The 23,879-nt window shown below is 45.6% G+C and carries 23 protein-coding genes and 2 pseudogenes; 1 reads left to right on the top strand and 24 read right to left on the bottom strand.

The features are described 5' to 3' along the window. Positions 1-20: 20 nt before the first annotated feature. From topA to ACUC6J_RS09575, 5 genes are all read right to left on the bottom strand, one after another. Positions 21-2,123, bottom strand: a complete 2,103-nt coding sequence (gene topA, locus ACUC6J_RS09595) for a type I DNA topoisomerase (RefSeq protein ID WP_016820944.1) — start codon at positions 2,121-2,123, stop codon at positions 21-23. Positions 2,124-2,338: 215 nt separating this feature from the next. Beyond that, positions 2,339-3,457, bottom strand: coding sequence for a DNA-processing protein DprA (dprA, locus tag ACUC6J_RS09590; protein ID WP_025364647.1), 1,119 nt, complete (start codon positions 3,455-3,457; stop codon positions 2,339-2,341). Positions 3,458-3,684: 227 nt separating this feature from the next. After that, positions 3,685-4,614, bottom strand: a complete 930-nt coding sequence (gene sucD, locus ACUC6J_RS09585; protein ID WP_013370665.1) for a succinate--CoA ligase subunit alpha — start codon at positions 4,612-4,614, stop codon at positions 3,685-3,687. A gap of 49 nt (positions 4,615-4,663) precedes the next feature. After that, positions 4,664-5,824 carry an ADP-forming succinate--CoA ligase subunit beta gene (sucC, locus tag ACUC6J_RS09580; protein ID WP_447250110.1) on the bottom strand — a complete coding sequence of 387 codons (1,161 nt, stop codon included), beginning with the start codon at positions 5,822-5,824 and terminating at the stop codon, positions 4,664-4,666. 339 nt (positions 5,825-6,163) lie between these two features. Continuing rightward, on the bottom strand, positions 6,164-6,634 hold the full coding sequence (locus tag ACUC6J_RS09575) for a MarR family winged helix-turn-helix transcriptional regulator (RefSeq protein WP_016820941.1): 471 nt from the start codon (positions 6,632-6,634) through the stop codon (positions 6,164-6,166). Between the two features lie 147 nt (positions 6,635-6,781). Between ACUC6J_RS09575 and ACUC6J_RS09570 the strand changes: the two genes are divergently transcribed. Then, positions 6,782-7,210, top strand: coding sequence for an organic hydroperoxide resistance protein (locus tag ACUC6J_RS09570; RefSeq protein ID WP_013309874.1), 429 nt, complete (start codon positions 6,782-6,784; stop codon positions 7,208-7,210). Positions 7,211-7,488: 278 nt separating this feature from the next. Here ACUC6J_RS09570 and ACUC6J_RS09565 read toward each other — a convergent pair whose 3' ends face one another. The 19 genes and pseudogenes from ACUC6J_RS09565 to ftsY all read right to left on the bottom strand — a co-directional run bounded on the left by ACUC6J_RS09565 (position 7,489) and on the right by ftsY (position 23,853). Then, on the bottom strand, positions 7,489-9,108 hold the full coding sequence (locus ACUC6J_RS09565; protein WP_090887215.1) for a YifB family Mg chelatase-like AAA ATPase: 1,620 nt from the start codon (positions 9,106-9,108) through the stop codon (positions 7,489-7,491). 220 nt (positions 9,109-9,328) lie between these two features. Continuing rightward, a pseudogene (locus tag ACUC6J_RS09560) lies at positions 9,329-9,491 on the bottom strand (EscU/YscU/HrcU family type III secretion system export apparatus switch protein); the annotation flags it as partial. Positions 9,492-10,637: 1,146 nt separating this feature from the next. After that, positions 10,638-11,176: pseudogene (locus tag ACUC6J_RS09555) on the bottom strand (magnesium chelatase domain-containing protein); the annotation flags it as partial. A gap of 165 nt (positions 11,177-11,341) precedes the next feature. After that, on the bottom strand, positions 11,342-11,893 hold the full coding sequence (locus ACUC6J_RS09550; RefSeq protein ID WP_090887219.1) for a nitroreductase family protein: 552 nt from the start codon (positions 11,891-11,893) through the stop codon (positions 11,342-11,344). 155 nt (positions 11,894-12,048) lie between these two features. Further along, positions 12,049-12,432, bottom strand: coding sequence for a YraN family protein (locus ACUC6J_RS09545; protein WP_016819286.1), 384 nt, complete (start codon positions 12,430-12,432; stop codon positions 12,049-12,051). Then, on the bottom strand, positions 12,432-12,731 hold the full coding sequence (locus ACUC6J_RS09540) for an EscU/YscU/HrcU family type III secretion system export apparatus switch protein (RefSeq protein WP_016819285.1): 300 nt from the start codon (positions 12,729-12,731) through the stop codon (positions 12,432-12,434). Before ACUC6J_RS09540 ends, ACUC6J_RS09545 begins: the two co-directional genes overlap by 1 nt. Further along, a complete protein-coding gene (locus ACUC6J_RS09535; protein ID WP_447250109.1) occupies positions 12,728-14,851 on the bottom strand; it encodes a DNA ligase in 2,124 nt (707 codons plus the stop codon). Before ACUC6J_RS09535 ends, ACUC6J_RS09540 begins: the two co-directional genes overlap by 4 nt. Positions 14,852-14,941: 90 nt before the next feature. Further along, on the bottom strand, positions 14,942-15,589 hold the full coding sequence (locus ACUC6J_RS09530; protein ID WP_080902261.1) for a ribonuclease HII: 648 nt from the start codon (positions 15,587-15,589) through the stop codon (positions 14,942-14,944). A 208-nt stretch (positions 15,590-15,797) separates the two neighbouring features. After that, a complete protein-coding gene (ylqF, locus tag ACUC6J_RS09525; RefSeq protein ID WP_447250108.1) occupies positions 15,798-16,658 on the bottom strand; it encodes a ribosome biogenesis GTPase YlqF in 861 nt (286 codons plus the stop codon). Between the two features lie 87 nt (positions 16,659-16,745). Then, the gene (lepB, locus tag ACUC6J_RS09520; RefSeq protein WP_016819281.1) at positions 16,746-17,372 is read right to left on the bottom strand and encodes a signal peptidase I; all 627 of its coding nucleotides are present in this window, start codon (positions 17,370-17,372) and stop codon (positions 16,746-16,748) included. Positions 17,373-17,473: 101 nt separating this feature from the next. Continuing rightward, complete coding sequence (rplS, locus tag ACUC6J_RS09515; protein WP_007429998.1) at positions 17,474-17,818, bottom strand: 50S ribosomal protein L19; 345 nt, start codon at positions 17,816-17,818, stop codon at positions 17,474-17,476. A gap of 227 nt (positions 17,819-18,045) precedes the next feature. Further along, the gene (gene trmD / locus ACUC6J_RS09510; RefSeq protein WP_044785590.1) at positions 18,046-18,861 is read right to left on the bottom strand and encodes a tRNA (guanosine(37)-N1)-methyltransferase TrmD; all 816 of its coding nucleotides are present in this window, start codon (positions 18,859-18,861) and stop codon (positions 18,046-18,048) included. Next, on the bottom strand, positions 18,861-19,376 hold the full coding sequence (gene rimM, locus ACUC6J_RS09505; RefSeq protein WP_016819279.1) for a ribosome maturation factor RimM: 516 nt from the start codon (positions 19,374-19,376) through the stop codon (positions 18,861-18,863). Before rimM ends, trmD begins: the two co-directional genes overlap by 1 nt. Before the next feature lie 97 nt (positions 19,377-19,473). Next, positions 19,474-19,704: a KH domain-containing protein gene (locus ACUC6J_RS09500; protein ID WP_013370648.1), complete on the bottom strand. Its 231-nt coding sequence runs from the start codon at positions 19,702-19,704 to the stop codon at positions 19,474-19,476. Between the two features lie 23 nt (positions 19,705-19,727). Further along, a complete protein-coding gene (gene rpsP, locus ACUC6J_RS09495) occupies positions 19,728-20,000 on the bottom strand; it encodes a 30S ribosomal protein S16 (RefSeq protein ID WP_013370647.1) in 273 nt (90 codons plus the stop codon). A gap of 69 nt (positions 20,001-20,069) precedes the next feature. Further along, the gene (gene ffh, locus ACUC6J_RS09490) at positions 20,070-21,446 is read right to left on the bottom strand and encodes a signal recognition particle protein (protein WP_017427912.1); all 1,377 of its coding nucleotides are present in this window, start codon (positions 21,444-21,446) and stop codon (positions 20,070-20,072) included. A 51-nt stretch (positions 21,447-21,497) separates the two neighbouring features. Then, positions 21,498-21,866, bottom strand: a complete 369-nt coding sequence (gene ylxM, locus ACUC6J_RS09485) for a YlxM family DNA-binding protein (protein WP_016819277.1) — start codon at positions 21,864-21,866, stop codon at positions 21,498-21,500. A 166-nt stretch (positions 21,867-22,032) separates the two neighbouring features. Further along, complete coding sequence (gene trhA, locus ACUC6J_RS09480; protein WP_013370644.1) at positions 22,033-22,683, bottom strand: PAQR family membrane homeostasis protein TrhA; 651 nt, start codon at positions 22,681-22,683, stop codon at positions 22,033-22,035. A gap of 153 nt (positions 22,684-22,836) precedes the next feature. Then, positions 22,837-23,853, bottom strand: a complete 1,017-nt coding sequence (gene ftsY / locus ACUC6J_RS09475; protein WP_447250107.1) for a signal recognition particle-docking protein FtsY — start codon at positions 23,851-23,853, stop codon at positions 22,837-22,839. Positions 23,854-23,879 lie beyond the last annotated feature (26 nt).

The raw sequence follows: 23,879 nt of genomic DNA, 5'->3' as shown, positions 1-23,879 counted from the left end.
ATCCCCCTGCTTCTTTGTTCTTAAGAAGTCTCTACACTCTCATCGCTCTCTTCCAGCATTTCGCTGTGATCGCAGACGGTGCAGTTGAGCTTCGTCCCCTGTTTAGTACGTTTTTCGACCATTAGGCCACTGCAACTTGGACAAGGCTTAATGGACGGTTTATCCCAGGATACAAAATCACATTCTGGGTAGCGGTCACATCCGTAAAAGACACGTCCTTTTTTACTTCGTCGTTCGACGACATGTCCCTCACCGCATGTAGGACAATTCATCCCGATATCCTTGACAATTGGCTTGGTGTTACGGCAATCCGGGAAGGCAGAGCAGGCCAGAAATTTACCAAAGCGGCCTAGCTTATATACCATTTGACTGCCACACTTGTCACAGATAACGTCGGATACTTCATCCTTGATCTCAATTTCTTTCATTTCTTCTTCAGCCACTTCCAGGCGCTTTTCGAATGACTCATAGAAGTCGCTCAACACCTTGACCCAATCACCTTCGCCCTCTTCGACGTGGTCAAGATCACCTTCCATATTCGCAGTAAATTCTACATTCAGAATCTCTGGAAAAAATTCTTCCATCTGCTCAATGACCAACTCTCCCAGCTCGGTTGGGAAGAATTTCTTTTCCTCAATAGCGACGTAACCGCGCTTCTGAATGGTTTCCAGGGTCGGTGCATACGTGCTCGGGCGTCCTATACCCAATTCCTCCAGTGTCTTCACCAGTCGTGCTTCCGTATAACGAGGAGGCGGTTGTGTAAAATGCTGCTTCGGTTCAACCGATTCCTTTTTCAGCTTATCGCCCGGCTGAAGTGGGGGCAACAGCTTATCTTCTTCGGTTTTACCGTCGTCATTCCCCTCCACATACACTTTCATGAAGCCTGGAAAGCGAACCTTCGAACCGGCTGCCCGGAATATCGTCTCGCCTGCTTCAATATCAACGGACAAAGTATCCATAATAGCCGAAGCCATCTGACTCGCCATAAAACGTTCCCATATCAGTTTGTACAATCGGAACTGGTCTCTACTCATAAAAGGCTTAACGGTTTCCGGATCACGCAAGGCGGAGGTTGGACGAATCGCTTCATGCGCATCCTGAGCATTAGCCGATTTTTTTGAATACTGACGAGGACTTTCAGGCACAAAATCTTCGCCATATTTTTGAATAATGACCTCTTTCGCTTCCTCTTGAGCCGAAGTAGCGATCCGTGTGGAATCCGTACGCATATACGTAATCAGACCCACAGTCCCTTCTTTACCTAAATCCACACCTTCATACAGCTGCTGCGCTACAGACATGGTTTTAGATGCCCGGAAGTTGAGCTTTCGAGCCGCCTCTTGCTGCAAGGAACTTGTTGTGAATGGAGGAGACGGATTGCGTAAACGCTCCTTCTCTTTCACATCGCGCACCTTGTAAGACGATTTTCCGATAGCTTCTAACACTTCTTGTACATCCGCTTCGCTAGAGAGCTCTTTCTTTTCGCCGCGTAGCTTATGGAATTTCGCTTCAAAAGTGCTGTCCTTAATAGCTAGTTTAGCTGTTATCGTCCAGTATTCTTCCGGTACAAACTCATTGATCTCGTTTTCCCGGTCCAAAATAATTTTCACTGCAACCGACTGTACACGCCCAGCTGACAGACCCTTTTTTACCTTTTTCCAGAGCAATGGACTAATTTTGTAGCCGACAAGTCGATCCAATATCCGTCGTGCCTGCTGCGCATTGACCAAATCCATATTGATCTTGCGTGGGGTTTTAAAAGCATCTTTGACGGCCTGCTTCGTAATTTCATTAAACACCACACGACAATCCGCCGTATCGTCCAGTTCCAGCGCATGCGCCAGATGCCAAGCAATAGCCTCACCTTCGCGATCCGGGTCAGCCGCCAGATATACTTTTTTTACTTTTTTTCGGGCATCCTTTAACTCTTTTAGAATGGAGCCTTTACCTCGAATGGTAATATATTTGGGATTAAAATCATTTTCGACCTCTACGCCGATCTGGCTCTTAGGTAAATCCCTGATATGACCCATGGAAGCCTTGACGATATATTTGCTGCCTAAGTATTTGCCGATCGTCTTCGCCTTGGAAGGCGATTCCACGATGACGAGTGAATCCGCCATAGGCTCTTCCTCCTCTCAATTACACACATGAATATGATAGACTTCCTGAAATGTGGTGAGTATAGTTCGTTAGTGCGAGCTATAAATTCAACACATTTCAGGAAGTGGGGAAGGAGTAGGTATCCGCGATGCGGATAAACGCCATTTTTCCCTCCACCTATGATTAAAATTGAATTTTGCGCATTTACTAACTAAGGATTTGACAAAAACAACTACTAAATAAGCTTGTATTTTGTGCCCGCTAGCTGAGCGATCCTTTTTTTTATGATTAACGATAACAGAACTGCGTGTAAAAGTCCAAAATCCCATGCCGTAGCATCAAGCAGTTCATCCAGTGTCATGGTTCCTTGTTCCAGCAGCACCACCACACGATTTTCCTCAGAAGTCTCACTTTCTGATGCTTTGGAGACCTTCTTAAGATTAAGACTCTGTTCTCTATTGTATGAAGAAACCTGCCTTGTACGCAAATCTGCTTCATACTCCTCAATAATATCCGAAGCCTCAGTGACCGTTTTGGCTCCTTGCTTAATCAAGTTCAGCGTGCCTCTACTCTTCGGTGACGTAATGGGCCCAGGAACAGCAAACACATCTCGATTTGCCTCCAGCGCAGCATCCGCTGTAATCAAGGAACCGCTCCTAGCGTCTGCTTCGACAACGAGTGTCCCCTTCGTTAAACCGGCAATAATGCGATTACGTTGTGGAAACATCCCGGGATGCGACCTCGTACCTGGAGGATACTCCGATACGATCAGACCTTTACTAACCATCTCTGCAAACAAAGAGGCATTTTGGGGAGGATAAATTTGATCAATCGCTGTTCCAAGCACACCAATCGTGTTGCCTCCCCGGCGTAGGGCTGTTTCATGGCAAATACTGTCAATTCCTCTCGCTAATCCACTCACTACTGTAATCCCTGCATTACATAATTCCTCTGTTAGTATCTCCGCTGCTCTTCGACCATACGCAGTAGGAACGCGAGTTCCTACCATGGCTACAGAACATGTGTGCAAAAGTGATTTATCCCCTTTTGTATACATTACCCAAGGTGGGTCAACTGTTTCCTTCATTAATAGGGGGTAATCTTCGTCCACATAAGTTACCATACCAATATCACTCGATTGAATTCGCTGATATCGTTCATGTACCCATTCTTCATCGTAACACTGTGCCGCAATGCGTGCCTGGTTGGGACTTAAGCCTATCTCAATCCACTTTTGTTCGCTAAAATGCAGTAGCTCATGCAATCGATAATCACTCGACCAAATACGCTGAATTGTTCTTCTTCCGATTCCTTCTAACTCATGTAGACCTAATAAAAGCCATCTTTCTTCCAAACTGTGGTTCCCCCATTCATGGAAGAGTGAACCCTTCCTTATTTTGTGGCACAATGAATCATTTTGCAAGCGTTTCCCTGACAAGCCTGTCTTAACGCAAAAAAAGCAACCTTTTCATCCCCTGTTTCAGAAGATAAAAAGGTTGCTTACCTTTCTTTCATTATACACTAGCCAGCAGCAAATTTCGATGCTGATTTACAGCCTGTATATTAATGAAGAAACACGATTTAATGTGTCGTACACAGATTCAAAATACCACGCGCTTCCAACACACTTACCAGTGTCGAGCCCATTTCGGAAGGAGTCGGCGCCACCTTGATCCCGCAGGCTTCAAGCGTAGCAATCTTCTCTTTTGCCGTTCCCTTTCCGCCAGAAATAATGGCACCTGCATGCCCCATCCGTTTGCCTGGAGGCGCAGTCACCCCACCGATAAAGCCAACCACCGGCTTCGTCATATTGTCCCTGATCCACTCGGCAGCCTCTTCCTCGGCTGTACCACCGATTTCTCCGATCATAATGACAGCATGAGTGTTGGGGTCCTCATTAAAGCGATGTAAAATATCAATAAATTCTGAACCTTTAACTGGGTCACCACCAATACCAACCGCGGAAGATTGACCTATACCTCTAGTGGTTAACTGATGCACTGCCTCATAGGTCAAAGTACCACTACGTGACACAACGCCTACATGACCTGGCAGATGAATGTAACCTGGCATGATACCAATCTTACACTCTCCTGGCGTAATAACACCCGGACAGTTAGGGCCAATCAGAACGGTCTTTTTGCCTTCCATAAAACGTTTGACCTTGATCATATCAAGCACCGGAATCCCCTCTGTGATACAAATCACGAGGTCCAGTTCCGCATCCACAGCCTCCAAAATGGAATCCGCTGCGAAAGCCGGCGGCACGTAAATGACGCTAGCAGTTGCGCCTGTAGCTTCCTTGGCTTCGCTTACTGTATTAAACACTGGCAGTTTGACCTGTTGCCCGTTTTCCAGTGTAATTTCTACCTCGGTGCCTCCCTTACCTGGAGAGGTGCCACCTACCATTTGTGTACCGTAATCAAGTGCACCTTTGGCATGGAACAACGCCGTTTTTCCCGTAATCCCCTGTGTAATCACCTTTGTATGCTTATCGACCAAAATACTCACGATCTTCACATCCCCTATCGTTTATTCGGCATATCGGAATGCAAACAGGCTATTGAACAAGTTCAACGATTTTTTGGGCACCATCCGCCATGGAATCAGCTGCCACAATATTCAAACCGGATTCCGCTAAAATCTGTTTGCCGAGCTCAACATTCGTTCCTTCAAGACGGACAACAAGCGGTCGAGTCAGCCCCAACTGCTTGGCAGCCTCCACGACGCCGTTCGCAATGATGTCACACTGCATAATCCCGCCGAAAATGTTGACGAAAATACCTTCTACCTTCGGATCGGACAAAATGATTTTGAACGCTTCGGTTACCTTTTCCGTTGTTGCACCGCCTCCAACGTCCAGGAAATTGGCCGGATCGCCACCGTAATATTTGATAATATCCATCGTGGCCATCGCCAAACCTGCACCATTGACCATACAGCCAATATTGCCGTCCAGAGCGATATAGCTTAGATCATATTTAGATGCCTCAATTTCCTTCTCGTCCTCTTCATCCAAATCACGCAATTCCAGAATATCCTTATGACGGAACAACGCATTGGAATCAAAATTCAATTTGGCATCCAGCGCCATTACATTCCCATCACCCGTAACGACTAGGGGATTAATTTCTGCAATCGAACAGTCCTTGTCCACAAATGCTTCGTAAAGCGCCAGCATAAACTTAACCGCTTTATTTACCAGCTCATTGGGAATATTAATCTCATACGCCAGTTTACGAGCTTGATACACCTGAAGCCCAATTACTGGATCAACAACTGCTTTAAAAATCTTCTCCGGAGTAGCCGCAGCCACCTCTTCGATTTCCGTACCGCCTTCTTCGGAGGCCATCAATACGATGCGTCCAGTCGCGCGATCCACGACAACGCCTACGTAATATTCTTTGCGAATATCACAGCCTTCCTCAATCAAAAGGCGTTTGACTTCTTTACCTTCAGGTCCGGTCTGATGTGTCACAAGCACCTTACCCAAAATTTCAGAAGCGAAAGTACGCACCTCATCCAAACCTTTGGCAACTTTTACGCCACCCGCTTTACCGCGTCCACCAGCATGAATTTGTGCTTTTACGACCGTAACAGCGCTTCCAAGCGTTTCTGCCGCAGCAACGGCTTCTTCCACCGTGTAGGCAACCTTGCCGTTCGGTACAGCCACTCCGTACTGCTTTAATACTTCTTTACCCTGATATTCATGGATATTCATTCTGGAATCCTCCTATCAACATGACTGCAACAAGGGCGGTTCACAAGGAAATCTATACTAAACCTACATCATTGTAACATGTTTTTAAAACGCTTTCCTTATAATTTAACCTCATGAATTACAGTATTTTGATATCATTATCATTCCCAAAATCGAATGTTTGGATATTATTGGATTTTATTTTTTAATACAAATTCACACAAAAAAGCACCTCCGCAAAATGGGATTACCTAATCCGCAATGAGAGGTACTTTATTTCATTAGAATTTAAGGGCATTTTTCTTTCAGTTAACAACAACTCATGTCGTAAGAATTCGCAAGAGCAACTGAAAGTATCTATTATGATTTTTCAATCTGTACATTCGCTTGATGAACACGATCAAGCAGATCATTAAACTGAAGCAAAAGCGACCCAAATTGATCATGAGTCATACTTGTTTTTTCCTGTATACATCCTGGTACAGACAGGGCTTTATCCCGCAACGCTCTTCCCTCTGTCGTCAAAGAAATCAGCACCTTACGCTCATCTTGAGTGGAACGCTTTCGATCGATCAACCCGGCATTCTGTAACCTCTTTAATAGTGGAGTTAGTGTGCCAGAATCCAAATATAACGCCTCACCCAATTCCTTCACTGTACACTCTTCACGCTCCCAAAGCACGATGAGCACCAAATATTGCGAGTACGTTACACCAAGCTTTTCCAGATAAGGCTGGTACAGCTTTGTAATCTCTCTGGAGCATGCATATATGGCAAAGCATAACTGATTATCAAGTTTCAACGCTGCATCTTTATTAAAATTGTTTTCCATGCTGTCTAGTCACCTGCTTTCGTCATTATTTTAGCACATTATATAACAAAATACATTCTAATTGCCTAAAATACTTTACAAACGATAATTATTTTGATAAATTAAATTGCGTAAAATATAAATTGAGCGAGAGGCAGTGATTGGATTATGATGACCATTCAACAAAAAATGTATGAAACAACAGTAAAAGCAGTTGGTGGGCGTAACGGTTATATCGAGTCTTCTTCCCCTGAACTTCGTTTAGATATTGATACTCCAAAAGAAATGGGTGGCGCTGGTGGTGCAGGTACAAATCCAGAGCAGCTGTTCGCCGCAGGCTATTCTGCTTGCTTTGACAGTGCTTTAAATATGGTGGCTCGCATGCAGCGTGTAAAACATGAAGGTACCGAAGTCACAGCTACGGTCCATTTTGGCAAAGTCGAAGACGGTGGCTTCGGAATCGGAGTAAACCTCGACGTTCTGGTCAAAGGCGTAGATCATGAAACTGCGGTAAAACTGGTGGAAGGCGCACATGAACAATGCCCATACTCCCGCGCTACCCGCGGTAATATTGAAGTGAAACTGAACGTTTTGTAACTCAGAGTTAGAATGAAATTCACAACAAGCCCCTCAACCGTATTGGTCAAGGGGCTTGTTGTTTTTCCATCAAGTAACATGGGAGATGATGCATAATCGTATATACGAAATTGATATACTCATAGTATAATCACTATTGTCATAATCTTTTTTTCTTCTCCAGGTCTTTTTGCCTGGAGCTTTTTTTGTCCTTTTTTCCGTTTTCTCTCGTACACATATCCTTTGGAAAACTTTTCCTTAAAAATGATCGTACTGTATCTGCTAATTTTATCGCCTTTTTACATTTCGGATAAATTGGCGCTTGCTTTATCCATATGGCGGTATTGAATAGCTTCAGCCACATGTGAAGTCGTAATTTTCTCTGACTCATGTAAGTCTGCAATGGTGCGGGACAGCTTGAGAATTCGATCATACGCACGCATGCTTAAACCAAGTGCATCCATCGTCTGATCAAGCAGCTCCGCTGCATTTTGATCTAATACTGCATATTTACGCAGCATCTGACCGGACAGCTCACTATTCCATGAAAAAGGAAGCTTACTGTATCTGCGGATTTGTATTGCTCGAGCAACCAACACCTGCTTTCTCATGTCAGCAGACGACAGGGATTCTTTTTCCTCCCGCCAATCCTTTGGTTGTGATACCTCAAGCTGAAGATCAATTCGATCCAGCAATGGACCGGAAATACGTGAACGGTATCGAGCTACTGCTGCAGGTGAACAGGTACAGCGCTGATGTTCCGTGTTATTGCCGAAAAAGCCACAGTGACACGGATTCAAAGAAGCTGCAAGTAAAAAATGCGCCGGATACTTAAATACAGCACGTGAACGACTGATTGTCACATGGTGGTCTTCCAGGGGCTGCCGCAGCACTTCTAGCACATGGCGGCTAAACTCTGGCAACTCATCTAGAAATAAAATCCCTCGGTGTGCAAGACTGATTTCTCCTGGTTTGGGTATGCCTCCTCCGCCCACCAATCCAGCAGCAGAGATTGTATGATGAGGCGCACGGAAGGGACGAACATGCATAAGATGAGACGAGGACTCCTTCCATTTTCCTGCTGCGCTGTATACCTTGGTCACTTCTAGCGACTCCTTTTCAGTCAAAGGCGGTAGGATAGAGGGCAACCTGCGGATGAGCATCGTTTTTCCAGCACCCGGTGGTCCCATAAGAAGAATATTGTGCATTCCTGCTGCAGCGATAACTAATGCACGTTTGGCGTGTAGCTGACCCAGCACATCGCTGTAATCCTCCATATTACTGGCTAGTTCTTCTTGCTCGCACAACGGTATATGCTCTGCTTGAGGTAAATGGTCATAGGAATGGATTATAACTTGCTTACTGGCAGTACAATTTTGATCGGTCACTTGGCCGTCTGGGATGCCTTGTGCATGATCATTAACTGGGATAAGATCCGCCAGATGGTGTATAGCGTAAATACGTATATCCGTAATTAGACGTGCCTCGCTTGCGTTTTCCTGAGGAAGCAGCACGGAATCGAATCCCTCTCGCTTGGCCAGATCAACCATGGACAACACCCCATTTACAGAACGAATGCTGCCATCCAGCGCCAGTTCGCCAATAAACAGCGTTCGTTCCCCCACTGGCAAAACAATCTGTTCACTGGTTGTCAGCAAGCCTAAAGCGATGGCAAGATCAAAAGATGAGCCTTCCTTACGCAAATCAGCAGGAGCTAAGTTAATCGTGATACGCTGGGATGGATATTTGAATCCGCAGTTTTTGATTGCTGCTCTCACACGCTCTACTGCCTCTCGAATGGCTGAATCTGGCAATCCGATTATCGCGGTTTGAGGCAAGCCATTGGACAAATCAGTCTCAACTTCGATCAGAACGCCATCTATACCGTATAGACACGCTCCATGTAATTTTCCATACATATCAAAAAAGCACCTCTCCTCATATTGAAATGTCCCTCTCGGGAATCATTGCCTATATGAAAAAAGGTGCTTCCAAATTTTCATTCATTGCAAATATAATGTTTTAAATTTAGCTCTCAATCCTAATTTCAAACCCTCAACTAAGCTTATCTGACGACAGATTATTTGTCAATCAAGGTTAGCTTATCGGCTGCTGGAGTACGTGGTCTTGATTCCGGGGTTCGTCCAAATCAAGTTTGGACAGCACTTCAACAAGCGCAGCATCCTCCTGAACAGGAACCATGTTCTTTGGTTTTTTCTAAAATGCTATCCGCAATGCGACCGCTCCCCTTGGCAACGACAATCGGCGCTTCGCTCTCACCGGGCGTATTTTTAAGGGCGACCTGCGGATGAGCATCGTTTTTCTAGCACCCGGCCGTCCCATAAGAAGGATATTATGATACATTTTCACGCATTGAAAAACCAAGTAATATCAAGGGTTTGACGATACTAAGCGGTTTTCCTTTCGGTGGGAGATCGCTTTTTTCTTTTAGGCTCTATTAAAACACGTTTGTGATTTTCTTATAATTTCATAAATATTATTAATTTAAAATTTATCAGGAATGATGTATTGTCGAGTTTACTTTCCACGATGATGTAACTCTAAAAAGAAGACAAGTAAGCCGTCTCCCTTTGGGTCGGCGCGAAGAGGAGAAGCCGAAGGCTTGACGAGCGTTTCCTATTGCCGTACGCGGGAGTGCGATTTCCATTCTTTATTGATTTTTTTTATCCTAACTAAAGGATGGATCATCATGGATAACTGCGTTCTCTGATAGATAAGTCTGATGAGAAATTGAAGGAACAAAAAAACCTGAGATGTCAGGACTTTTTGCTCTGTGCCCTGCCGCGAATTCGACATTTTATTTCCGCGTAGTGGCGGGAGTTTTCAGTTTTCACCCGTGAGAAGTGCGTTCAGCAGATCTGAACGATTAGAAAACCACGACTGAAAGTCGTATATTGAGGGGACTACCCCAGCCAGTATTCCCACGTACAATTACTATACCGTCGTCATGCGGAACGACGTTATGGATCGTCATGGTAGCAGCTCCTTGAAACGGCTTAACTTGACCACCAAAAATACCAATTTCCGTAATCGAGACAAGTACCCTACTTGAGGAATTAACAAACCCAGCCAAGTTCAAGCGACTTTGGAACAAATTCGGACCTACATTGTTGAGACTAAAAATGAATGCGGTACCTGCTTTAGTTCTTAGGCGACGCGTAGGTTTCAGAATTTTTCTAGAAGAATTTACTTTTCCCATTCGAATCAACTTCCCTTCTTTTGTAATAATATAGAATATGCTAGTTTTTATAGAATCGAAACAGACAAACAGATTGGAAAAGATGACCATCTTTATCAGTAGGCAATAAAAAAAAACCCGCGATGTCAGGGCTATGCTCGTAAACTTGATTGAAGTGAGCGAATGAAAAACGACGGAGAGCTGCTCAAGCGGATTGCCACGCTACAAATGAAGATCAAGGAACTCCATCACGTGGCCGTCCGGAGTGCCTTGTGCATGATCATTAACCGGAATAAGATGCACTAGATGGCGTATGACGTATAGCGTAAATACGTATATCCGTAATTAGACGTGCCTCGCTTGCGTTTTCTTGAGGAAGCAGCACGGAATCGAATCCCTCTCGCTTGGCCAGATCAACCATGGACAACACCCCATCACAGGACGAATGCTGCCATCCAGCGCCAGCTCGCCAATAAACAGCGTTCGTTCCCCCACCGGTAAAACACCTGCTCACTGGTTGTCAGCAAGCCTAAAGCGATGGCAAGATCAAAAGATGAACCTTCCTTACGCAAATCAGCAGGAGCTAAGTTAATCGTGACACGCTGGGATGGATATTTGAATCCGCAGTTTTTGATTGCTGCTCTCACACGCTCTACTGCCTCTCGAATCGCTGAATCCGGCAATCCGATTATCGCGGTTTGAGGCAAGCCATTGGACAAATCAGTCTCAACTTCGATCAGAACGCCATCTATCCCATATAGACACGCTCCATGTAATTTTCCATACATATCAAAAAGCACCTCTTCCTCATATTGAAATGTTCCTCTCGGGAATCATTGCCTATATGAAAAAAGGTGCTTCCAAATTTTCATTCATTGCAAAAAAATATAATGTTCTAAATTTAGCTCTCAACCCTAATTTCAGATCCTCAACTAAGCTTATCTGACGACAGATTATTTGTCAATCAAGGTTAACTTATCGGCTACTGGAGTACGGGATCTTGATTCCGGGATAACATCAGGATAGCCTGCATATATCATTCCAATTACCTTCTCACCTGGTTGAATTCCCAAGCATTCACGGAATTTAGGCGAATACAAAAATGGTTTTGTCACCCAAAACGTTCCGATTCCTTTGCTCCATGCAGCAAGCATAAAGTTCTGTACAAGCGCGCTGACCGCTGCAAAATCTTCATCCCAAACTGCTTGACGCGGGTCTTCTTCCATCACCACTAAAAGCTGTATCGGGTTGTGTAGAATCCCATTTTCAAACTTGTTATCCTTACCGATATCGGCGGCAATTGCCTCTGCAAGCTTTCTCCGTCCCTCACCAGCAAACAACAGAAAGCGCCACGGTTCACGCATTTTATGATTAGGAGCCCATACCGCGACGTCCAGTAGTTCTTTAATCGTATCTACCGGGATAGAGTCAGATTTGAATCGTTTAATCGTCCGGCGTTCCTGAATTACATCTATGACATGTTCACTAAAGGTATGCTTTGTCACGTAAATCCTCCTTCACAGGTACAACGACTAGATATTCATTATAGAATGAAAATGATAACTATTCTCAATAAAATATACCTGCAGCTTTCCTTTCTGTCAACCTGTACATATGAATTCAGTCCTGCGCTCCAACCTTTGCAAAAGTTCTTACTCTTTTAAAATGCATCTATAAAATGGTCCGTAACCACAGCCGTTTCATCAGATAATCGTACAGAAATCATATCAAAACGAATTGGAGCATCTCCAATTCCGTTCATATGCAAGTATACTGCGGCTGTTTGACGAACCTGGGTGATTTTACGCGGAGTAACTGATTCTGCTGGTGTTCCATATTTGGAGCTACTTCGGCTACGTACTTCAATAAACACGAGTATATGCTCCTGCCTGGCAATCAGATCTATTTCCCCGCTGCGGCATCGCCAATTGCGGTCTAGGATACGATAACCCAGGGTTTCTAAAAACAAAGCTGCAGCATCTTCTCCCATTGCTCCTTTGGCTTTCCGTTGATCCTTGCCTCTCGTCTTCATATCATACCCCATCACCAGTCATCTCTTGGAGCAAGCCGATCCATTTGATAAATATAGGTTAGCACCTCTGCTACCAACTGATAGAGTTCAGCTGGGATTTGCTCGTCCAAATCAAGTTTGGACAGTACTTCAACCAGCGCAGCATCCTCCTGAACAGGAACGCCATGCTCTTTGGCTTTTTCTAAAATACTGTCCGCAATGCGGCCGCTCCCCTTGGCAACGACAATCGGCGCTTCGCTCTCACCGGGCGTATATTTAAGGGCGACCGCCTTCTTCATGGAAGGTGAAGGAGGTTCCAAGGGCTCTTTCATATTTTAAGATCGACTCCTTTGTACGGCTGAGGCACATAGCTTTGTACCTCGGAAGAGGCAGGGCTGCTCTGTTCAGTCCTTACGGGCATAGGCTCGGTTCGCAACGTTAGAAGTTGGTAGCCTAGCGACTCCAGCGCGGTGCGAATGGACTCACGTCCACTGGTTAGCAGCGAAGCCGCCCAATCCTGATCATTATGAAGCTTGAGACTTACAATCCGATCTACAACCTGCACATCCACCAGCGTCGGACCAAGCCCTTTCATGTCCAAATCAAACCAAAGTCGACAGTTGGAGGCATCCAGTTCTCCGCGTTTGCCGCGGCGGGACTGAATCTGGATTGTAGCTGTTTCACGACCGTCCGGTCCAATAAACGGTATAAACATATGCACTTGTGCAAAAGGCGCCGTTCGGTCTGTATTGAGCAGCAGCTGCTGGCCTGTCAGGTGCTGTACAACCTGCTGTGCCGCCTCTTTCAAAGCAGGCGGCAGGTCGTCACTGCTCATTAGCTGGAGTAGTGCCCCTTTTACGGTGTCTGCGGCCGCTGACACGGAGTCGTCTGCCGTAGCCGCTAATCCCGGCAGCGTCTGCGGCACTCCCTCGGGCGGCTCCGTACGTGCCGCCGTCCCTTGCGCGAGCTGTGCAGTCGAGCGGTGTACCTGCTGCTCGTGCTCAGCACCGAGTAGCTTCAGCACGCGGCCTACCCACGGATCCTCCATAGGGCTGATCTTCGTGCTCGTCGCCGTAGGCTGTGAAGCGGCAGCATCTGCCGTACGCGAAGCGCCAGCCGCTGGCTGCGCTACCTCTCCCTTGGACTGATCTGGCGCAGCCGTGCTCAGTTCGGGTGGCACTGCTGCACGCAGCTCTTGCAGCAGGAGACGCAGCCGCTGGATCGGAGCCTCTAGCGTAGCAGCGTTGCCCGCCGCGGAGGGCGGCGCAGAGCCAGCTGCTGACTGTGCAGAAGGACGGTCTGCCATGACTACGTTTAAGGCAGACTTCGCCCCCGCAGGCTCTGCCGTGGCCGGAGCTGGAGCACCATCGGCATCCTTAAGCTGCGTACCTGCCGCAGTAGCTTGCTGTGGTTGCTCCACTTTAGTGCGGGAGCCGTTTAATGCGTCAGCAGCGTCCGATTCAGGCGCATTTGCACCATCGTCCAATACCACTGTCGCTCCTCGTCCGTTAACTGCTTCCGGCTTTTCTGAAGCAGTCCCGTTGGCTGCAAATGCAGTAGATCCCGCCGGAGTATCCAAATCGGTAGCCAAAACACTCGCTTCGCTCACTGTAGCAGCGAGATTGGCTGCCTGAGTCCCTTTTAACAATTCCTTGCCACCTGTGGCTTGTTGTCCCGTTTCTGCCTGTTTTGCAGCGGCAGAGCCAGAGGGCTCCTTGGACAATGTAAGAGTTTGGCCTTCCTGTCCATCTGCAATCATCACAGAAGAAGTGCCTGTTGGACTAGCTGATGTTCGGTCAGCGCTTTTTATTGTTGCTTCCCCAACTGAACGGTCAGTGGGCGTTCCCTGCCCTTGCTGCTTTAACACCGCTTCAAGTTCTTGCTCCAACGATGACAACAGATCATTTAAAGGAGGCCCAAACATCGTTTGGCGCAATCCATTTATGCTTTCGGCTGTTAATGGGAGTCCCCGCTGAAAGGCAACTGCCGCTGCCTGTACAAATGTGCCCAATTGCACATTTCCGCTTTGCTTCGACAAGGCTTCTTGTAAAGAAGCCGCATTTTCAGATGTCAACGGCACACCATTCTTTTGCATTGCCTGTATAAGCTCTCTGTTCTGAGCTGTATCCGGCAGTCCCACCGATTCCAATACATCTGTCAGCGCTACGGTTTGCTGTGGCATATTGGCAGCATCATTCAGAGGCTTAAGCACAGTCATTCCACTGGAAGAAGCCGGCTGTACCTGAAACGTTGCAGTCTGTCCAGGTTGAAGAGGGGTCTCCAGCTTTGCCCTAACCTGAGAACCCTGTATTTGCAACACTGCCTCGTCGCCGTCCTCAGACACCTTTAATACGACTCCTCTTACGACCTGGCCTGGCTGCATATCAAGTTTTTTCGCCTCTCCCGCCTTCACATCTCCAAGTAATCCACGGAATACAGATCCGATGTTCATATCGCCCCTCCCCTCGCTCTTCCCCTATCAAAAGGGCCTGTAATATTAGATATATTTTATATCGGTATTGTCCTGATTCATAATAAGTACCTACAAATCAAACAACGTCGGTTGCTCGGTTAACAAATTGCCCAGAAAGCTGCGTCTATGCATTTCTGTAGGCCCTAGCGCCAAAATTTGTTCTCTATGCAACTTGGTAGCATAACCTTTATGTATACCAATCCCATATTCCGGATATTTCGCATCCCATTCACCTTTGCATAGCCGATCACGGGTCACCTTGGCAATGATAGAAGCTGCTGCAATAGACTGACTGTTCGCATCCCCCTTAATGATGGATAGCTGAGGAATAGGCATATCTACCTTTTCTGCATCCACAAGTAAATAATCGGGAGACACATGCAAAGCCTCAATAGCCTTTTTCATAGCTAAACGAGCCGCTTGTTTAATATTGATATCATCAATCATCCGCGCGTCTACATGACCAATTCCTACAGCGATTGCCTTCTCCATAATCAGTTCGTAGTAGGCTTCTCTTTTCTTGTCCGTCAATTTTTTGGAATCGTCTACACCCTCCAATAGCTCACCTACTGGCAGAATGACTGCTGCCGCCACAACATCTCCAAACAGACATCCACGCCCCACCTCGTCAATACCTGCAATCCGCTCACAAGATTGCTCCCAGCATTTTTTTTCATAGTGTAGCATGTCCTTTACTGCATTCTCTTTAGCTTCCATATTCAATACCTGCCCATCTTTACGTAGTTTAAGCTTCACTCATGCCGTAGCTCTAGCGATTGAATTCAGCTTACCACATACCTCTACCGTTCAAAACCCTTTTCTAACTACCTTTACATACCAAAAAACCTTCCTCCTCTCCGGAGAGATGAGGAAGGTTCTTCCTTGCCACAAAATGCAATCTTCTGTATCGGGTGTACTAAGATTATCAGTATGGTGCTTCTAAACTGAATCGTCCCAGCTTGCCTGCACGCAGCTCACGCAAAATAATTTTTGACGCCTTTTCGAGATCTACACGCCCGCCACTCACAATACAGCCACGTTTACGTCCGATAGCCTCCATAACGCTCACAACATCATCTGGATTTTCTGTATCCTCAGGACGTTCGGTAAGCTCAAAACGCTCTGCCATGGTATCCCAATAATATTGGACAAAATATTTTGTCGCGAAAAAGGCAATGTCCTCTACATTTAGAATTTCTTCCTTGATCGCGCCTGTAACTGCCAGACGATAGCCGACGTTCTGATCCTCAAATTTAGGCCACAAAATACCTGGTGTATCCAGCAACTCAATTTCTCCGGTTTTGATCCACTGTTGTGCCTTCGTTACTCCTGGGCGATCGCCTGTAGCTGCAATATTACGTCCTGCCATTCGGTTGATCAATGTCGATTTTCCGACATTTGGAATTCCGACAATCAAAGCACGTATAGGACGCGGATTCATTCCCTTCGAAATCTGCCGGTCTATTTTTTCCTTAAGCAACAGCTTGGCCTGAATCGGAATTTCTTTGAGCCCCGTCCCTGTCGTGGCATCCACCGGAAAGGCTACATGCCCCTGTTCCTTAAAGTAGGCAATCCATTGCTGTGATACTACAGGGTCCGCCAAATCTGCCTTGTTCAAAATAATCATTCGCGGCTTGCCTTGCAAAATATCATCAATCATTGGATTTCGGCTGGAAAGCGGCAACCGAGCATCAATCAGCTCAATAACCAAATCAATCAGCTTTAATTTTGCTTCAATTTGGCGGCGCGCTCTGGTCATGTGACCAGGAAACCATTGAATCGTCACCGTCATCACCCCATTGAGCGTAACTCCTACTTTCACCCTTAGGGTCATAGTTAGGATTACGGCAGCTATGCTGCTTATTAGTTATTTCTAGTGGTTAATCCACTGCATATCTTTCACCGGCCAAAAAATGACATCAGCCCGGCCAACGACTTCCTTCAAATCAATGTATCCAATCATCCGGCTATCTGTACTATTGGAACGGTTATCGCCCATAACAAAAATATGCCCTTCTGGCACTTTTCCATCCTTAAATTTCTCATTTGGAAAATTGGTAAACTTGTTGTAAAGCTCGCCATTTTGATGTGCTTCTTCCAAAGAAGTCTTGAGATAAGGTTCTTGAATCGGCTTACCATTTACTGTAATCGTGTCACCTTCTACTTTGACCGTATCACCCGCAACGGCGATGACGCGCTTAATGAAGTCTCTTTTTTCTTCCGGGACATGGAACACAATTACTTCACCCGGTTTAGGAGCACGAAAATCATACAAAATCTCATTTACAATGACGCGTTCTCCGGTATGAAAGTTAGGCTGCATCGACGGGCCATCCACAATAAAAGGCTTAAAGAGAAGCCAGCGGATTAAAAAGACAAGCACTAACGCAATAATGATGGCCTTGAGCCACTCAAAAATCTCATTTTTTGGTTTACGCTTGGGCGTACCATCCTGATCAGTTGGCTGCTGTACAGCTCCTTGTCCTACTTCTTGTTCCATAGCTCACTGTCCTCTCTTTACGGTCAATAATCCACAGTTCCCTATGTACGTAGAAAAAACGAAAGGAGCTTGTAACCAAGCCCCTTTCGTTATTCGTTGTATTAACGACGAATTTCTTTAATTCTCGCTGCTTTACCGCGCAGTTCACGAAGATAATAAAGCTTCGCACGACGCACTTTACCACGGCGAGCCACTTCGATTTTATCGATTTTTGGGGAATGAAGCGGGAAAGTTCTTTCCACACCTACACCGTAAGAAATTTTACGAACTGTAAAAGTCTCACTGATTCCACCACCACGGCGTTTAATTACTACACCTTCAAACAACTGGATACGCTCACGAGTTCCCTCGATAACTTTCACGTGCACTTTCAAAGTGTCACCAGGACGAAAGTTAGGCAAATCTTTACGCAGTTGTTCTTCAGTAATCGCTTGGACGATATTCATCTATGACTCCCTCCTTCCGTACAGGTGTTCATGTTTCTTCTGGAAACTCTTCCGTTTCCTTCATCATCCACAGAGGACCACCGTATTACACACAACAGATGTATTGTATCATGGAGGTTACCGCATTGCAACAACAAAAAGGGATTTGACCAAACATTATTTAATTGACTTCATTATAAAACAGGTCACCGCCTGCTTTCAAATCCACTCATGTTAATAGTGCTTTATCACTTGTCCCCCGAACGGTCCGATTGGTGCTGCTCCTCAATCCACGCGCGCTCCTTGCTTGTCAGTTCAGCCTGTTCCAGCAAGTCCGGTCGACGTTCCATCGTCCGACGTAACGCCTCTTGTCGTCTCCAAGAGTCAATATTGACATGATGCCCTGATAAGAGTACATCTGGCACTTTCCAGCCCCGAAACTCAGCAGGCCGAGTATAATGGGGGTATTCCAACAGCCCTGTACTAAACGAATCTGTTACAGCACTCGTTTCATTACCTAGCACTCCTGGTAACAACCGTGTCACACTATCGATGACGACCATGGCTGGCAACTCGCCACCAGTCAATACATAATCTCCGATCGAAAGCTCATCCGTCACCAAATGCTCTCGAATACGCTCATCATAACCCTCATAATGTCCACATATAAAAATAAGATGCTCCTCTTTGGCCAGCTCTTCCGCTTTTTTTTGCGTAAAAGTCTCTCCTTGTGGACACATCAAAATAATACGCGGAGTTTTTATGTCTGCGTTACGTTCGGCATCTTCATGTAGAATACCTTCAACGGCAGTTTCAAATGCTGGTTGCTCTGATTTATCCAACAGCGCCTCCACGGCAGCAAAAATAGGGTCAGGCTTCAAAACCATGCCGCCCCCACCACCATAGGGCGTATCATCCACTTGCCCATGCTTGTTACCAGCATACTGGCGAAAATTAACCGCTTGCAGTGATACAATCCCCTTATCCCTTGCTTTTCCCAGAATGCTTGCATTAAAAACTCCATCAAACATCTCTGGAAACAGGGTCAGTACATCCATCCGCATTACAGCAGACCTTCCATTAACCGTACTGTAACCCGTTTTTCACGCACGTTTACATCCAAAATAACATCCTCTATATACGGCAATAGCAGTTCCTTACCTTTAGGCATTTGGACTACCCATACATCATTGGCTCCTGGTGTCAAAATTTCTTTTACCACACCGAGCTCAGCTCCGTCTTCCGTCACTACTTCCATACCAACTACTTCATGAAAATAGAACTCGTTTTCTTCCAATTCTCCTAGCCGCTCAGCAGAGACCTTTAACAAAGTACCTTTATATTTTTCAACATCATTGATGTTGTGATATTCCTTAAATTTCACGATAACCATATTTTTTTGAAAACGCGCTGTTTCTACAGTTACGGGAATCGGTGCTTTGTCATCTGCTGGAAAGATCATTAGCTCGCTGCCTTTGGCAAAACGATCCTCAAGAAAATCAGTTGTCGTTAATATTTTTAGCTCACCGCGAATTCCATGTGTATTCACAATTTTCCCGACATTAAACATTTGCTGCATCGTGTTCCTCCTGCATGTGATCGGTTCCGCTCCATATCATCTTCATCATGTACGAAAAAGGGTTAGGACATACATCCTAACCCACTTTCGTATATCTTTAAGATATGATGTCTACGGTAACCCGTTTATCCATCTTAACGGCTGCTGATGCAACCACAGTGCGAAGCGCCTTGGCGATACGTCCCTGCTTGCCAATGATCTTGCCCACATCCTCAGGATGTACACTAAGCTCATACACTACAAGTCGATCCTTCTCCAAGGTCTTCACGGTCACATCATCCGGATGATCGACTAAAGCCTTAGCAATGATTATCACTAATTCTTCCATGGTTGACCCTCCGTATCAGCACCTTATTTCTGTGTTTTAAGCTCATGAAACTTTTTCAACACGCCCGCTTTGCTAAGCAAGTTGCGAACAGTGTCGGATGCTTGTGCACCATCTTGCAACCATTTCAGCGCTTTATCTTCATCAATTTTTACAACCGCTGGTACTGTAATAGGGTTGTAGTAACCGATTTCTTCGATAAAACGACCGTCACGCGGGGAACGAGAATCAGATACCACGACGCGATAGAAAGGAGCTTTATGTGCACCCATACGTTTCAGACGAATACGAACTGCCACGAAAATTCACCTCCTTCAAAAAGTAGACTGTATATTGCTATCCCATAACTCCAAAGGCCTATTGACCTTTTAGCGGAAAGGAAACTTCATACCTTTGCCCATACTCTTCAGCTGCTTCAGAGCCTTGTTTTTGCCACCCTTAGGTCCCATCATATCTGAGAACTGCTTCATCATACGGCGCATTTCGTCAAATTGCTTAATGAGACGATTTACCTCAGCCAGCGATGTTCCACTGCCTACAGCAATCCGCTTGCGACGGCTATGATTAATCATGTCCGGGTTTTGCTTTTCCTGTGTAGTCATCGAATGAACGATAGCCTCAATCCGGCCCATCTGTTTGTCATCCACTTTGATGTCTTTCATTTGCTTCATGTTGCCCATACCAGGAATCATATCGAGAATCTGGTCGATCGGGCCAAGCTTCTTAACCTGATCCATTTGCTCCAGAAAATCCTCGAAAGTAAACTCGGCATTGCGCATTTTCCGTTCCATTTCCTTCGCCTTATCAGCGTCGATATTGGACTGCGCTTTTTCAATCAGGGACAGCATGTCACCCATGCCTAAAATCCGTGAAGCCATTCGCTCAGGGTGAAACGGCTCCATCGCATCCAGCTTTTCACCCAATGTAGCAAACTTGATCGGGCATCCCGTCACAGCTTTAACCGACAAGGCCGCGCCACCACGAGTGTCGCCATCCAGCTTTGTCAGTACAACTCCCGTTAACTCAAGGCTATTGTTAAAGTGCTCCGCAACGTTAACTGCGTCCTGTCCTGTCATGCTATCTACAACCAGCAGAACTTCATCCGGTTTGACATTAGTATGGATCTGGCGCAACTCTTCCATGAGTTCTTCATCAACATGAAGACGACCGGCAGTATCTATAATAACGTAGTCATTACCATTATCCTTAGCATGCTGCATACCCTGTTTTGCGATTTCCACCGGGCTTGTCTGGTCTCCCAATGTAAATACAGGTGCATTAATCTGCTCACCGAGAATCTGAAGCTGCTTGATCGCGGCAGGTCTATAAATATCACCAGCTACAAGCAATGGACGATGGTTTTGCTTTTGCAGCAACTTCGCCAGCTTACCTGACGTCGTCGTCTTACCTGCGCCCTGGAGACCCACCATCATGATGACTGTAGGCGGTTTGTTTGCTTTGGCAAGCTTGGCCTGACTTCCACCCATCAACTCGGTCAATTCCTTGTTTACGATGTCGATAATGACCATACCTGGCGTAAAGCTATCCATTACTTCCTTACCAACGGATTTCTCCTTTACCTTGGCAATAAAGTCCTTTACAACCTTGAAGTTAACGTCCGCTTCAAGCAAAGCCAATCGCACTTCACGCATTGCCTGAGCCACATCATCCTCAGACACCTTTCCTTTGCCGCGCAATTTACTGAATACATTTTGCAAGCGAGTCGATAATCCTTCAAATGCCATACTTTCGCACCTCCTTGTCTACCAGGGTTGTTAGTTCTTCATTTATATATCCTACAATTCCTGCAGGCGATTTACAATTTGTTGGACATGTTGCAATGTCCCCTCATCAGGCTTACCAACTTTACCGAATGCATCATATAGCGTCACATTCAGCTCCTCTAAATCTTGGAGTCTACGTTCATGCTTACTTAGCAATCCAAGCTTTTCCTCATACATTTCTAATACCTGTTCAGCACGTTTAATATGTTCATAGACTGCCTGACGGCTAATTTGGAATTCCGATGCAATTTCCCCTAAAGAAAAATCATCATGGAAGTAATATTTTAAAAACATCTGTTGCTTCTCTGTAAGTAGAGGTTCATAGAAGTCAAACAGTCGGTTAATCCGGTTTGTCTTTTCCAGCCGATTCTCCTGACTCATCATGTATACCTCCATCGTCAAGGAAAAACACTTTACAGTTCTTTTCAACGTTCCTTATCATACATAAAAGAAAAGAAGATGTCAAGCGTTATCCCTTGTCATATAAAAAAAAGCCGATCCGCTACCCTTAAACGGGAAAACAGATCGACTTTTTTGTCCCCCTCATTCACACCCTTACCGGAGTAAGATACAGCAGAACAGCCAAAAAATGAAGTATGCTGCCTGCTAAAACAAACAGATGCCAGATTGCATGGTGATATGGAAATGCTCGCCACACATAAAAAATCGTGCCCAGCGTATACATAAGACCACCTACGAACAATAGCGTCATCCCTCCGGCGGGAACAATGGCCATCAGGGGATTCCAGGCAATGGTAATGAGCCAGCCCATTATAATGTAAAACACAGTAGACATAAACAGAAAGCGTTTGGTGAAGAACGCCTTGAACAGTACACCAAACAAAGCGATCCCCCAAATCACTCCAAACAGCGTCCATCCCAGAGTGCCTCGCAATGCAACGAGCATAAAAGGGGTGTAGCTACCTGCAATGAACAGGTAAATACAAGAATGATCGAATATTTCGAACAAATCCTTCAATTTTCCTTCACGCAGGCTATGAAGCAACGTGGAATTGGTATACAGCAACAACATTGTAATCCCGTAAATTGTAAAGCTTACGACATGCCAAGCAGTTCCTTTCATGCTAGCAAAAACAATGAGCAGCACAAGCGCCGCCACACTTAAAACGGCTCCAATACCATGTGTAATCGCGTTAGCTACTTCTTCCCGTCGGGAATAAGTATAGGTGTTTGCCATCGTTTTTCACCCGGCTTCCTGAGTAATATTTTTTTACAAGAAATTTATCCGGCATCATCAAACCTTTTGCTTTCATTATACAGTTGGGCGGGCTTAAGCAGCAACAGGAGCACTGCTTAGTCGCAGACTTATAAGCAAACCTACTCAAACGGATTAGTTCTGCTCTTCCTCGCCAGTAACAGTTGCTTCGACAGCCTCTTCTTGGATCAAACCGGCGAACAAGGCATGAACGAATTGTTCTGAATCAAACGGTTGAAGATCATTCACTTTTTCACCTAAGCCCACCAGCTTAACAGGCAAATTCAATTCCTGACGGATGGCCACGACAATCCCGCCCTTTGCTGTACCATCCAATTTTGTCAGTACCAGACCGGTTACGCCGCTCTTCTCACCAAATAGCTTGGCTTGGTTAAGTGCATTTTGTCCAGTCGTCGCATCAAGTACCAACAATACTTCATGTGGAGCGTCTGGAATTTCACGCTGGATAACGCGAAAAATTTTGTTTAATTCTTCCATTAGATTGCTCTTATTCTGAAGACGTCCTGCTGTATCGCACAACAAAACATCTACTTGACGCTGCTTGGCAGCCTGTACAGCATCAAACATAACCGCAGCTGGATCAGAGCCAGATTGCTGTTTAATGACCTCTACACCTGCCCGCTCACCCCAAACTTCCAACTGTTCAATCGCGCCCGCCCGGAACGTATCGCCAGCGGCTAACAATACTTTTTTGCCCTCTTGTTTAAAACGATGAGCCAACTTGCCAATGGTCGTTGTTTTGCCGACTCCATTGACGCCTACGAATAGAATGACTGTAATCCCGTCTGGATTCATTTTGAGCTGACTATTGTCATTGCCCCGCAGCAACTCAGACAGCTTTTCCGACAGTACAGGCTGTAACTCGGATGCATCCTCGATTTTGCGTTTTTTCACTTCTCCCCGCAAGTCTTCAATGAGGTTCATAACCGTATTGACGCCTACGTCCGCTCCGATCAGAATTTCTTCCAGTTCCTCATAAAATTCCTCATCAATTTTTTTACGGCGAATCATCAGGTCCGTTACTTTTTCAACAAAACCTTTACGTGTCTTTTCCAAGCCATCTTTGAACTGCTTTGTGACCGATTCCGTTTTGCTTGCGATGCTTTCCTTCAATTTTCTAAAGAAACTCATGGATTCCCTCCGTTGATCTGAAAGTA

The organism is Paenibacillus sp. JJ1683 (assembly GCF_053006485.1).
Note: the sequence above shows the minus strand (reverse complement) of the source record. Positions and strands in the feature narration are given on the sequence as shown.

Bases quoted from the DNA above. Each gene is read 5' to 3' on its own strand.
- topA (WP_016820944.1), bottom strand. From the start codon at position 2,123: ATGGCGGATTCACTCGTCATCGTGGAATCGCCTTCCAAGGCGAAGACG.
- sucC (WP_447250110.1), bottom strand. From the start codon at position 5,824: ATGAATATCCATGAATATCAGGGTAAAGAAGTATTAAAGCAGTACGGA.
- ACUC6J_RS09575 (WP_016820941.1), bottom strand. From the start codon at position 6,634: ATGGAAAACAATTTTAATAAAGATGCAGCGTTGAAACTTGATAATCAG.
- ACUC6J_RS09570 (WP_013309874.1), top strand. From the start codon at position 6,782: ATGATGACCATTCAACAAAAAATGTATGAAACAACAGTAAAAGCAGTT.
- ACUC6J_RS09565 (WP_090887215.1), bottom strand. From the start codon at position 9,108: ATGTATGGAAAATTACATGGAGCGTGTCTATACGGTATAGATGGCGTT.
- ACUC6J_RS09545 (WP_016819286.1), bottom strand. From the start codon at position 12,432: ATGGGGTATGATATGAAGACGAGAGGCAAGGATCAACGGAAAGCCAAA.
- ACUC6J_RS09540 (WP_016819285.1), bottom strand. From the start codon at position 12,731: ATGAAAGAGCCCTTGGAACCTCCTTCACCTTCCATGAAGAAGGCGGTC.
- ACUC6J_RS09535 (WP_447250109.1), bottom strand. From the start codon at position 14,851: ATGAACATCGGATCTGTATTCCGTGGATTACTTGGAGATGTGAAGGCG.
- ACUC6J_RS09530 (WP_080902261.1), bottom strand. From the start codon at position 15,589: ATGGAAGCTAAAGAGAATGCAGTAAAGGACATGCTACACTATGAAAAA.
- lepB (WP_016819281.1), bottom strand. From the start codon at position 17,372: ATGGAACAAGAAGTAGGACAAGGAGCTGTACAGCAGCCAACTGATCAG.
- rplS (WP_007429998.1), bottom strand. From the start codon at position 17,818: ATGAATATCGTCCAAGCGATTACTGAAGAACAACTGCGTAAAGATTTG.
- trmD (WP_044785590.1), bottom strand. From the start codon at position 18,861: ATGCGGATGGATGTACTGACCCTGTTTCCAGAGATGTTTGATGGAGTT.
- rimM (WP_016819279.1), bottom strand. From the start codon at position 19,376: ATGCAGCAAATGTTTAATGTCGGGAAAATTGTGAATACACATGGAATT.
- ACUC6J_RS09500 (WP_013370648.1), bottom strand. From the start codon at position 19,704: ATGGAAGAATTAGTGATAATCATTGCTAAGGCTTTAGTCGATCATCCG.
- ffh (WP_017427912.1), bottom strand. From the start codon at position 21,446: ATGGCATTTGAAGGATTATCGACTCGCTTGCAAAATGTATTCAGTAAA.
- ylxM (WP_016819277.1), bottom strand. From the start codon at position 21,866: ATGAGTCAGGAGAATCGGCTGGAAAAGACAAACCGGATTAACCGACTG.
- trhA (WP_013370644.1), bottom strand. From the start codon at position 22,683: ATGGCAAACACCTATACTTATTCCCGACGGGAAGAAGTAGCTAACGCG.
- ftsY (WP_447250107.1), bottom strand. From the start codon at position 23,853: ATGAGTTTCTTTAGAAAATTGAAGGAAAGCATCGCAAGCAAAACGGAA.